Below are 9929 nucleotides of genomic sequence, written 5' to 3'. Positions count from 1 at the left end.
TCTCTCTTTTGTTTGGTGTGTTGGGGGGGGGCCTTTTTTTTTTTTCCCGGTCTCCCCCCCGGGCGGGTGTGGGGGGGCCGGGGGCGGCCCCCCCCCCCCCCCGCGGCCCCCCGCGTCCGGGACACGAGAGCCCGCTACTCCCAAAAATCCGCATGCTCCTGCGGATCGACCAGCCGGTTGATCCGCAAGGCCGCCGTCATGCCAAATCGCACCGTCATCTGCTTGCGCGTGGCCGCAGCGAGCTTGTGCTCGGGCGCCTCGCACTGCATGTGCGCGCCATAGGCATCCGCGACGATCAGGCCGGTGTCTTGCGGAAATATCCCGCAAGGCAAATCCTGCGTGAAGGCGAAGAACAGCCGGTCGCAATGGGCGCGGTATTCGTGCCATTTCTGATCGGCGCGCAGATCCTCCACTGACGATTTGATCTCGACGATCCAGATCTCGCCGCGCTCGTTCAGCGCGACGAGATCGGCGCGCCGCCCCGACGGTAGCGGCAATTCGCTGATGCAGGTGAAGCCGAGCGAGCGCAGCAACCGCGCCGTACCGCGCGCAATCGCCAACGCCGTCTCGGACTGACGGCGGTCCGGCGGCGGCACGAGGGCAATGCGGGCGGTGTGGTCCATGGAGGAAGGATAGCCGATTCCACCTCCCATGTCGTTCCCGGCGAAAGGCGGAACCTGACCTCGTCTTAACACTTATCACGCAGCCGCCGCACCTCGGCGGAACATCGAGGCTGCGGCGCATGATCGACGATCTCTGGTACAAGAACGGCGTGTTCTATTGCTTGTCCGTCGGCACCTATATGGATGCCAACGGCGACGGCATCGGCGATTTCAAGGGACTGCTGCGTCGGCTCGATTATCTGCACGGGCTCGGCATTACCACGATCTGGCTGATGCCGTTCCAGACCTCGCCTGGCCGCGACGACGGCTACGACATCGCCGACTATTACAGCGTCGATTCCCGTTACGGCACGCTGGGCGATTTCGTCGAATTCGCCCATGGCTGCAAGCAGCGCGGCATCCGCATCATCATCGACCTCGTGGTCAACCACACCTCGGACCAGCATCACTGGTTCAAGGAAGCCCAGCGCGACAAGAATTCGCCCTATCGCGACTGGTACGTGTGGTCCGACAAGAAGCCCGCAAATGCCAACACGGGCATGGTGTTTCCCGGCGTGCAGAAATCGACATGGACGCGCGACAAGGAAGCCGGCGCGTATTACTTTCATCGCTTCTACGATTTCCAGCCCGATCTCAACACGTCGAACCCGCACGTGCAGGCCGAGATCCTCAAGATCATGGGCTTCTGGATCCAGCTCGGCGTCTCAGGCTTCCGCATGGATGCGGTGCCCTTCGTGATCGCGACCAAGGGCGCAAAGGTGAGGAAGCCGATCGAGCAATACGACATGCTGCGCGCATTCCGCGAATTCCTGCAATGGCGCCAGGGCGACGCCATCATCCTCGCCGAAGCCAATGTGCTGCCGAAAACCGACATGGAATATTTCGGCCGCGATGGCGACCGTATGCACATGATGTTCAACTTCCACGTCAACCAGCATCTGTTCTATGCGCTGGCGTCCGGTGACTCCCGTTCGCTGGCGAAGGCGCTGAAGGCAACCAAGTCGCGGCCGGCCTCGGCGCAATGGGGCCTGTTCCTGCGCAATCACGACGAGCTCGATTTGGGGCGGCTGACCAAGGCGCAGCGCGACATCGTGTTCAAGAAATTTGGCCCCGACAAGGACATGCAGCTCTACGACCGCGGCATCCGCCGTCGCATGGCGCCGATGCTGGGCGGCGACCGCAGGCGGCTCGAGCTCGCCTACAGCCTGATGTGCACGCTGCCGGGGACGCCCGTGATCCGTTATGGCGACGAGATTGCGATGGGCGACGATCTTTCATTGCCGGAGCGCAATTGCGCGCGCACGCCGATGCAATGGTCGACCGAGCCCCAGGGTGGCTTCACCGAGAGCGAGAAGCCGGCATGCCCCGTCATCGACAAGGGCCCCTACGGCTACCCGCATGTCAACGTCGCGAAACAGCGACGAGATCCCAACTCGATGCTGAACTGGACCGAGCGCATCGTCCGCATGCGCAAGGAGGTGCCGGAGATCGGCTGGGGCGATTTCGCGATCATTGCGACGCGCGATCCCGCCGTGTTCATCATGCGCTATGACTGGCGCAACAATTCCGTGCTGTTCGTGCACAATCTCGACGAGAAGCCGCGAGAGATCGCATTTTCCGTGGCGCTTCCTGATGATGCCGGCGAGCACCTGATCAATCTGCTTGCGGAAGACCACAGCCACGCCGACAAACGCGGCCAGCACCGCATCGTGCTGGAGCCGTATGGATATCGCTGGTACCGCGTCGGCGGGTTGGATTATCTGTTGAAGCGGAGCGATATCGACGAAACGGCGCGGGGGATTAAACATCCGGGATAGATGGCGCCGCACAGTTAGGACGGTGCGATGATCACACCCTCATTGCCCCGCAGATCCAGCACGCCCTCCAGCTTCTCCCCCTCGCGATCCAGAAACGTCGACAGCAGAATCTCACTGTCAAACTTTAGCGCGCTGGTAGTCACGGCAATCGGCTCAGGGCCGAGATTGAGCACGACTATGACCGCCCTGCCCTCGGCTTCGCGGCGATAGACCAGCAGATCGCCTTGCGCCGCGATCGGATGATAGTCGCCCGCGATCAGCGGCGGAGATGCCTTCCGTAACGCGATCAGGCGCTTGTAGAGCGCGAGGATCGAACGCGAATCGGCTTCGAGATTGACGACGTTTTCGTGGATGTGATCCTCCGGCAACGGCAGCCACGGCCTGACGTCGGAGAAGCCAGCGAAGCCGGATGAATCCCATTGCATCGGTGTGCGGCAGCCGTCGCGGCCGACACCGATGCCGGGCACGTTCTTCTCGAAGGGGTCGCGCACATCCTCGGGGGCGATCGCGAGCTGATGCATGCCGATCTCGTCGCCGTAATAGAGCGTCGGTGTGCCGCGCAGCGTCAGCAGCAGCATGGCGGCGACGCGGGCCTGCACCTCGCCGATGCGGCTTGCGACGCGCGGGCGATCGTGATTGCCGAGCACCCAGTTCGGCCAAGCGCCCTTCGGCAGCGCCTTCTCGTAATCCCCGACGATCTTCTCGATCGAGCGCGCGCTCCAGAACGTCGAGAGCAGCGCGAAATTGAACGGCATCTGCGCGCCGGTGAGGTCGTTGCCGTAATAGGCCATCAGCCGGTGCAGCGGCAGATAGATCTCACCGATCAGCACGCGCGCATCATACGCATCGGTGACACGCCGCATCTCTGCGATGACGTCGTGCACCTCCGGCTGGTCGGTGGAATATTGCGTGAGGATCCTTTCGTTCGGCGGCCGGCCCTCGACATAATGCGGGTTCTGCGGATTGTCGCGGAAATCGGCGTCCTTGATCAGGTGCCAGATCACGTCGAGCCGAAAGCCGTCGACGCCCTTCTCGAGCCAGAACCGCATCACGTCGTAGATCGCCGCGCGGACGTCAGGATTGCGCCAGTTGAGGTCGGGCTGCTGGGCGAGGAAGGCGTGGTAATAGTATTGTCCCGTCGTCCCGTCGAACTGCCACGCACTGCCGCCGAACTCGGACAGCCAATTGTTCGGCATCCCGCCATCGCCTGCCGGATCACGCCAGATGTACCAGTCGCGTTTGGGATTATCGCGCGAGGACCGGCTCTCGACGAACCAGGGATGCTGGTCCGAGGTGTGGTTCGGCACGAGGTCGAGGATCAGCTTGAGACCGTTGTCATGCGCGGCCGCGAGCACCGCATCAAAGTCCTCCATCGTGCCGAACAGCGGCTCGATGCCGGTATAGTCGCAGATATCGTAGCCGAAATCGGCCATCGGCGAGGGGAAGATCGGCGACAGCCAGATCGCGTCGACGCCGAGCGATTTCACATAAGGCAGCCGCCGGAGGATTCCGGCGAGATCGCCGACACCGTCGCCGTCGGAGTCCTGAAACGAGCGCGGGTAGATCTGATAGAAGATGCCGTCGCGCCACCAATTGCTGCCACCCTGAGCCATGCGGGAAACCACCTGAAATCTTGAGTCTCGCGCAGGAGAACGCGAGAGCAGCGCCCCGGTTCAAAACAGCAGGCGAATTGGGACCGCCGTGTGACGGCAGCTGCCCCTGTTCCCCGGCAAGGGCACGAATCTTTTGCTTGGCGGCATGGCAAAAATCGGCATTGTGAGCCCCATGAGCGAGCAACATGAGACACAAGCCAAGGCCGGCGCGATCATCGTTCCCGTGACGCTGTTCGAGCAGAATTGCACCATCATCTGGGACGAGCCTTCCAAGAAGGCCGTGGTGATCGATCCCGGCGGCGACGTGCCAAAGATCCTGGACGCCATCAAGCAGACCGGCGTCACCGTGGAGAAGATCTGGCTGACCCACGGCCATATCGACCATGTCGGCGGCGCGGCCGAATTGCGCGATGCGCTGAAGATACCGATCGAGGGCCCGCATGTCGCGGACAAATTCCTGCTCGACAACGTCGTCGAAAGCGGCGCCCGCTTCGGCATGACAGGGGGACGCAATTTCGAGCCGGATCGCTGGCTCGACGAGGGCGACATCGTCGCGATCGGCGGTCTCACGTTCGAGATCTATCATTGCCCCGGTCACTCGCCCGGCAGCGTGGTGTTCTTCAACAAGGACATGCGTTTCGCCCACGTCGGCGACGTCCTGTTCGCGGGGTCGGTCGGACGCACCGATTTACCCGGCGGCAGTCACGCGACGTTGATCGACTCGATCAAGACCAAGCTGCTGCCGCTGGGCGACGATGTCGGCTTCATCTGCGGCCACGGCGCCGGCTCGAGCATCGGCCAGGAGCGGATGACCAATCCGTTCATCACCGGCGAGATGTAAGGGCCTATTCTGCGGCGTCTGCCAGCGTTGCGAGCTCACTGAGGTTACGATCGCCCCAATCGCGGATCGCGGCGACCACCGGCACAAAACTCTTGCCCTTGCGTGTCAGGCGATACTCGACCTTCGGCGGCACCTCGCCAAAATCCTTGCGATCGATCAGGCCGCTTTCGGTCAGCGCCTTCAACTCGCGGCTGAGCACGCGCGGCGTGATCTCGGCGCTGCCTTGCGTGCCGCGCAGCAATCCGCTCCTGATCTCGCCATAGCGGCGCGGGCCGTCCTTGAGGTCCCAGACGATGCGCAGCTTGTACTTGCCGCTGATCATTTTCTGAAAGGCCGCGACCGGACAGGCCCGCGCCGGGTTCGGCTTTGTACTTTCCTTGGCCATGTCGTCTCCTCCATCTTCGGGAAGACGATAGGAGCAGCGCCGAAAAAGTCCATACTATCAATTTTGTCCATACTTGCAGGATCGCTACCAGCGCGCAGATGATGACGCACAAGACGAACAGGGAGCGTCACATGAAGCACTTCATGATCCGGTACGAATTCAAGAACGGCACGACGGAGGCCTGGCACCAGGAGGTCGGCCGCTTCATCAAGGCGATCGACGGCGATCCGGAGTTGAAAGGACGGATCGGCTATCGTGTCCTCATAAATCGCGACGACGGCAGCTATTTTCATCTCGCCAGCGTCACGGATGATGCCGCGCAAAAAGCGCTGCAATCGCGCGACTTCTTCAAGGCCTATCAGGAGATGACGCGCAAGGTCGCCGGCGGCGAGGTGACGGTGACGCCGATCGAATGGATCGGCGCGACCGCCTGAGCTATTTCATCAATCCCGCAGCCGTGAGCGCACGCGTGATGATCTGGCCGAGATCCAAGCCGCGGACCTCCTCGCGCTTCGGCTCGGCCAGCTCTTCGGCGACCGCAGCGCGGATCGAGCGGGCCAGATGCGGCGCGGATGTCAGCGGCGGCTTCGACGGGGCGGCGGGCTTCGCCTCCGCCTTCTTCGCGGCATCCGCAATCCAGCCGGTCAGGCCGAAGAATTTTGCGATGTGGTAGGATGAGGAGATGCCGGCCTCGATCAGGAACGCGCCTTCCACACCGTAGCGGTGATCGTTGTCGGCGATGCCGAGCGGCGTGCCGTGCGCCATCTCGGTGATAGCGTAGGACTCGACGAGGGTCTCGCCGTCCTTGTTCCACCAGGCCTGGCGCGGATAACCGTCGACATTGGTCTCCGCCATCGGCAATTCAGGCAGATCGTGCAGGTCGAGCCATTGCTTGACGATCTCGTTGGCATTGCCGGGATTAACGGTGCGGTCGGCGCTGCCGTGCCAAACCGACATCTTCGGCCACGGACCGCGATGATTGGAGGCCCGCCGGACCAGATCGCCGAGCTCGCGCGCGGGCCGCGCCGGGGAATGAAACATGCCGTCCAGCGCCTCGCGCAGGTTGGTCGCGATGCCGTAGGGAAGTCCCGCGATGACCGCACCGGCCGCGAAAACTTCCGGATAGGTCGCGAGCATCACCGACGTCATGCCGCCGCCGGCGGACAGGCCCGTGATGAAGATGCGCCGGGGATCGACGCGATGCGTTTCGGTCATGTGCGCGATCATCTCGCGAACCGAACGCGGCTCGCCGCTATCGCGCGCGGTATCCTCCGGACTGAACCAGTTGAAGCAGGTGTTGCCGTTGTTGGCGCGCTGCTGCTCGGGCATCAGCAGTGCAAAGCCGTAGTGCTCGGCAAGCGTCGACCAGCCGGCACCGAGGTCGTAGCTTGCCGCCGTCTGGCCGCAGCCGTGCAGCACGACGACGAGCGCGCGCGGCTTCTGCAACTGCGCCGGCACGAACGAGAACATGCGCAGATTGCCGGGATTGTCGCCGAAGCTCGTCACCTCTTGCAACGGACTGGACGTATCGGCGCTCCGGCCGAACTCGGCGAAGCGCAATCCGTCCAGCTTTGGCAGACGTCTCAAGAGATCGATATTTCTGGTTAACGACACGGCAGCTCCTGACAGGCGACGTTCAACGTCCACCCAAACCAAATAGTTGCTGCAGTGCAAAATAAAAAGACCGTGTGCTGTCGATGACCTCCTAAATCGCGGGAGAACCTGCGGAAATCCGCTCGTATTAACCGCAATGCCTCAACTTCGTGCAGAGACGCGGCGCATCCACGCCAGGAATGCGGCACAGATCATGATTAACGTCACAAACAGCGCGAGCGAGACGAGAAGTCCTGCGCGCGCTGATTGCAGCGCTTCGACGGCGAAGAACACCGCGCCGATTGCGGCCACTCCGGCCGCATTTCCGATCTGCGCCGTCGTGCCGTACACGCCGGACGCCGAGCCTGCCGCGGCCGGTTTGACTGTCGAAAGCACCGCGCCCGAGAGCGGCGCCATCACCAATCCCTGGCCGTAGCCGAAGATGATCATGGTGAGCGCGAGCAGGAGCGCCGACGGCGTGTCGTCATAAAGCACGACAAGCGCAAGCGCGACGAGGCCCGCGATCTGAAGCGCGCATCCCTCGATCAAGGCTTTGGTGTAGCGATGCCGCGCGCGTGCGCTGCTGTGGCGCGAGGCCACGACGAAAGCGAGGGCGAGCGGAATGAAGGCCGTGCCGGCCGCGAGTGGGGGGATTTTGAGTCCCCGCTGCATGAACAGCGTCATGACCAGGTAGAACGAGAGATTTGCAAAGAAGAAAAAGAACGCCGCGCCGAGGCCGCGCAGGAAGGCAGCGTCCGCCAGCAAGGTCAGATCAATCAGCGGCATGCCACCGGCGCGTGCCACGGCATGCTCCAGTTTCGGGAAGGCGAGGAGAATCACGGCGCCGATCGCCATCACCGCCCACAACCACGACGCCCAGCCGATATCGTGGCCGAACAGCAGCGGTCCGATCAGGCACAGCAATCCAGCGAACAGAACGATACTGCCCATGATATCGAGCCGCGTGCCGGCGCGACGCGGCACCGAGGGCATGATGCGCCAGGCCGCAGCCGCGATGACGAGACCGCAAGGCACATTGACGAAGAACACCGAGCGCCAGCCGGTGCCGGCGAGATCGATCGTGACCAGGAGCCCGCCGAGCAGGAAGCCGGCGGCGCCCGCGAGCCCGAGCACGATGCCGTAGATGGCGAAGGCGCGGTTGCGCTGTTCATCCGCGAACAGGAGATGCAGCGTCGCCAGCACCTGCGGCACCATCAGCGCGGCGGTCGCACCCTGCGCCAGCCGGGCGATGATCAGCTCAGCGCCTGACAGCGCGAGGCCGCACCACAGCGACGTCAGGGTGAAGCCGAGCAGGCCGGCCAGAAAGACGTTCTTGGTGTCGTGGATGTCGCCGAGCCGGCCGCCGGTGACGACCAGCGTGGCATAAGCGATCAAGTAGATCGCGACGACGGATTCGATCTGCGCCGGCGTTGCGTGCAGATCGACAGCTATCGTGGGGATGGCAACGTTCACGATGAAGGCATCGACGCCGAACATGAACTGAGCGGCCACGACGGTCGCCAGCACCCACCAGCGGCGTGACGAATCGATCTGCTTTGTGACGGTTTGATGCATCGACGCGCGAACCCTTCGGATTTCACCGCGTCGATGCTCCCAGATCGGCGTCATCCGCGCGATTACCTCCGAGGTAGGAATCGCGAGGTCTCACTTCTTCCCCGCAGAGAGGAGAAGGGGCAGCTCCATCGCATGCCTGCATTCCGTCGCACGGGACATCGCACGATTGCCTTCGCTGTCTCCAGCACGTAGCTTCGCGCCATAAACAAACAAAAAATCAAAGCCGGAGAGAACGCCATGGCGCGCCTGAAGTTCGGAGCCTTCCTTGCCCCGCATCACCCGATCGGTGAGCATCCGATGCTCCAGTTCCGGCGCGATCTCGACCTGGTCGAGCAGTTGGACAGCCTCGGCTACGACGAGTTCTGGTGCGGCGAGCATCATTCTTCCGGCTGGGAGATGATCGCCTCGCCCGAGATGTTTTTGGCCGCGGCCGGCGAGCGCACCAAGCGGATCAAGCTCGGCACCGGCGTGGTGTCGCTGCCCTATCACCATCCCTACAACGTCGCGCAGCGCATGGTGCAGCTCGACCACATGACCGGCGGCCGTGCCATCTTCGGCTCCGGGCCCGGCGCGCTCGCCTCCGACGCACATACGCTCGGCATCGATCCGATGACGCAGCGCGACCGTCAGGACGAGGCGATAGGGGTGATCCGCCGCCTCTTCAACGGCGAGCGTGTCACCGCCAAGAGCGACTGGTTCACCATGAACGACGCCGCGCTCCAACTCCTGCCGCTGCAGGAGGAGATGCCGTTCGTGGTGGCCTCGCAGATCTCGCCTTCCGGCATGACGCTCGCCGGCAAATACGGCATCGGCATCATCTCGCTGGGTTCGATGACGACGCAGGGTTTGATGTCGCTGCAGCAGCAATGGCAGTTCGCCGAGGATGCCGCCCAGAAGCACGGCACCACAGTCGATCGCGCGAACTGGCGCGTGCTGCTGACCTGGCACGTCGCCGAGACGCGCGAGCAGGCTCGCCGCGAGGCCGGCCCCGGCCTGATGCGCTGGCACAATGAATATAACGTCGGCACGCTGCAGCGGCCGGGCCTGACCGCGTTCGCCTCACCCGACGAGGCCGTGGACAAGACCGCCTTCGTCGAGGGCGCTGCCTCCGTCATCGGCACGCCCGACGATCTCGTCAAGATGATCAAGAATGTGATGCAGGTGTCCGGCGGTGTCGGCGCTGTCATCGGCTTCGTGCACGACTGGGCCAATCCGGAGAACACGCGCCGGAGCTGGGACCTTGTCGCGCGCTACGTGGTGCCGGAGATCAACGGCTATATCGACGGCTTGCGCAAGTCGCAAAAATTTGTGATCGAGAACCGCGCGATCTTCGAACGAGCGGGACAGGCCGTGATGGCCAAGATCATGCAGAACGAGAAGGCCGCCGAAGCGTTGAAGGTGACCGGCGCCGGCCGCGTTGCGATTCCGGCCGTCAACGCGCCGGATTTGCAGAAGGAAGCGGCAAAGCGGTAAGCGCAGAGT

The 9929-nt window shown here is 63.3% G+C and carries 10 protein-coding genes; 4 read left to right on the top strand and 6 right to left on the bottom strand.

All coding sequences use genetic code 11. The features are described 5' to 3' along the window. Positions 1-134 precede the first annotated feature (134 nt). Entirely contained in the window at positions 135-623 is a 489-nt protein-coding gene (locus tag ABIB06_RS18135) for an MmcB family DNA repair protein (protein ID WP_354049090.1), read from the bottom strand. Between the two features lie 119 nt (positions 624-742). On the opposite strand from ABIB06_RS18135, the gene ABIB06_RS18130 reads away from it, so the two are divergent. Continuing rightward, complete coding sequence (locus ABIB06_RS18130) at positions 743-2440, top strand: alpha-amylase family protein (RefSeq protein ID WP_354069172.1); 1698 nt, start codon at positions 743-745, stop codon at positions 2438-2440. Positions 2441-2454: 14 nt separating this feature from the next. Here the strand turns inward: ABIB06_RS18130 and ABIB06_RS18125 are convergent, their stop codons facing one another. Then, on the bottom strand, positions 2455-4053 hold the full coding sequence (locus tag ABIB06_RS18125) for an alpha-amylase family glycosyl hydrolase (protein ID WP_354049078.1): 1599 nt from the start codon (positions 4051-4053) through the stop codon (positions 2455-2457). Between the two features lie 172 nt (positions 4054-4225). Between ABIB06_RS18125 and ABIB06_RS18120 the strand changes: the two genes are divergently transcribed. Further along, positions 4226-4894 carry an MBL fold metallo-hydrolase gene (locus ABIB06_RS18120; protein ID WP_354049076.1) on the top strand — a complete coding sequence of 223 codons (669 nt, stop codon included), beginning with the start codon at positions 4226-4228 and terminating at the stop codon, positions 4892-4894. A 4-nt stretch (positions 4895-4898) separates the two neighbouring features. On the opposite strand, the gene ABIB06_RS18115 is transcribed toward ABIB06_RS18120, so the two are convergent. Beyond that, positions 4899-5279, bottom strand: a complete 381-nt coding sequence (locus ABIB06_RS18115; RefSeq protein ID WP_354049074.1) for a winged helix-turn-helix transcriptional regulator — start codon at positions 5277-5279, stop codon at positions 4899-4901. 131 nt (positions 5280-5410) lie between these two features. On the opposite strand from ABIB06_RS18115, the gene ABIB06_RS18110 reads away from it, so the two are divergent. Then, positions 5411-5713 (top strand): hypothetical protein, encoded by a 303-nt coding sequence (locus tag ABIB06_RS18110; RefSeq protein ID WP_354069170.1) that lies wholly within the window; start codon positions 5411-5413, stop codon positions 5711-5713. 1 nt (position 5714) lies between these two features. Here ABIB06_RS18110 and ABIB06_RS18105 read toward each other — a convergent pair whose 3' ends face one another. The 3 genes from ABIB06_RS18105 to ABIB06_RS18095 all read right to left on the bottom strand — a co-directional run bounded on the left by ABIB06_RS18105 (position 5715) and on the right by ABIB06_RS18095 (position 8741). Continuing rightward, the gene (locus ABIB06_RS18105; RefSeq protein WP_354049071.1) at positions 5715-6893 is read right to left on the bottom strand and encodes an extracellular catalytic domain type 1 short-chain-length polyhydroxyalkanoate depolymerase; all 1179 of its coding nucleotides are present in this window, start codon (positions 6891-6893) and stop codon (positions 5715-5717) included. A gap of 141 nt (positions 6894-7034) precedes the next feature. Continuing rightward, on the bottom strand, positions 7035-8447 hold the full coding sequence (locus tag ABIB06_RS18100) for an MFS transporter (RefSeq protein ID WP_354049069.1): 1413 nt from the start codon (positions 8445-8447) through the stop codon (positions 7035-7037). Between the two features lie 90 nt (positions 8448-8537). Continuing rightward, complete coding sequence (locus tag ABIB06_RS18095; protein ID WP_354049091.1) at positions 8538-8741, bottom strand: hypothetical protein; 204 nt, start codon at positions 8739-8741, stop codon at positions 8538-8540. Here ABIB06_RS18095 and ABIB06_RS18090 point away from each other — a divergent pair. Further along, entirely contained in the window at positions 8685-9920 is a 1236-nt protein-coding gene (locus ABIB06_RS18090; RefSeq protein WP_247351623.1) for an LLM class flavin-dependent oxidoreductase, read from the top strand. The genes ABIB06_RS18095 and ABIB06_RS18090 overlap by 57 nt on opposite strands. Positions 9921-9929 lie beyond the last annotated feature (9 nt).

The sequence above is a fragment of the Bradyrhizobium sp. LB8.2 genome (assembly GCF_040548035.1).
Classification (GTDB): Bacteria; Pseudomonadota; Alphaproteobacteria; order Rhizobiales; family Xanthobacteraceae; genus Bradyrhizobium.
Note: the sequence above shows the minus strand (reverse complement) of the source record. Positions and strands in the feature narration are given on the sequence as shown.

Coding starts and splice junctions, on each gene's coding strand:
- ABIB06_RS18135 (WP_354049090.1), bottom strand. CDS start 623: ATGGACCACACCGCCCGCATTGCCCTCGTGCCGCCGCCGGACCGCCGT.
- ABIB06_RS18130 (WP_354069172.1), top strand. CDS start 743: ATGATCGACGATCTCTGGTACAAGAACGGCGTGTTCTATTGCTTGTCC.
- ABIB06_RS18125 (WP_354049078.1), bottom strand. CDS start 4,053: ATGGCTCAGGGTGGCAGCAATTGGTGGCGCGACGGCATCTTCTATCAG.
- ABIB06_RS18120 (WP_354049076.1), top strand. CDS start 4,226: ATGAGCGAGCAACATGAGACACAAGCCAAGGCCGGCGCGATCATCGTT.
- ABIB06_RS18115 (WP_354049074.1), bottom strand. CDS start 5,279: ATGGCCAAGGAAAGTACAAAGCCGAACCCGGCGCGGGCCTGTCCGGTC.
- ABIB06_RS18110 (WP_354069170.1), top strand. CDS start 5,411: ATGAAGCACTTCATGATCCGGTACGAATTCAAGAACGGCACGACGGAG.
- ABIB06_RS18100 (WP_354049069.1), bottom strand. CDS start 8,447: ATGCATCAAACCGTCACAAAGCAGATCGATTCGTCACGCCGCTGGTGG.
- ABIB06_RS18090 (WP_247351623.1), top strand. CDS start 8,685: ATGGCGCGCCTGAAGTTCGGAGCCTTCCTTGCCCCGCATCACCCGATC.
- ABIB06_RS18095 (WP_354049091.1), bottom strand. CDS start 8,741: ATGCTCACCGATCGGGTGATGCGGGGCAAGGAAGGCTCCGAACTTCAG.